Origin of the sequence: Myxococcus llanfairpwllgwyngyllgogerychwyrndrobwllllantysiliogogogochensis (genome assembly GCF_006636215.1) — a bacterium.
GTDB classification, from domain to species: domain Bacteria; phylum Myxococcota; class Myxococcia; order Myxococcales; family Myxococcaceae; genus Myxococcus; species Myxococcus llanfairpwllgwyngyllgogerychwyrndrobwllllantysiliogogogochensis.
The window spans coordinates 1-531 of sequence record NZ_VIFM01000666.1 but is presented as its reverse complement, the minus strand read 5'-3'; the positions used below and the strand labels follow the sequence as shown (position 1 = coordinate 531).

The window sequence follows — 531 nt, the reverse complement described above, 5'->3', positions numbered from 1 at the left end:
CTGGGGAGACTGCTCGTTAAGGATCGGGTTGGTGTTATTAATATGAATGAGAATTTTGCGTTTTGCCGGCAGGGAGGCCAGCAGGGCCATCATCCCGTGCTCATCGCCGAGCGCCAGGTGGCCCATATCGCGCCCGGTATTGCGCCCGACGCCGGCGGCCTGCAGCTCGTCATCCTGCCAGACGGTGCCATCGATCAGCAGACAGCCCGCTTCGCCGGTGACGGCCTGGATGGCCGTCAGCACCGCATCGACGCTCGGTGAAGCAAAAATATCGCCGCAGACGGCGGCGGTGAGCATGCCTTTGCCAATAAAGCCCACGTGGGCCGGCTCGTGGCCGGAGCCGCCGCCGGAGATCACCGCGACGTTGCTCTTATTCAGATCGCTGCGCACGACCACGCGGATCGCCGGATCGCTCTCCAGCCGCGCCAGGTTATTCCACGGGCTGGCGATAATCGCCCCTTCAATAACGTCGCTGACGAGGCTGGTGCGCTGATTAAAAAAGAATTGAGACATAACGGTTCCTGGAGGTTA

Annotated in this window: 1 protein-coding gene; it reads right to left on the bottom strand. The window is 61.4% G+C overall.

The features are described from left to right. A partial coding sequence (locus FJV41_RS55390; RefSeq protein WP_220137994.1) for a dihydroxyacetone kinase subunit DhaK occupies positions 1–513 on the bottom strand: 513 nt, incomplete at its 3' end. Positions 514–531: the final 18 nt, after the last annotated feature.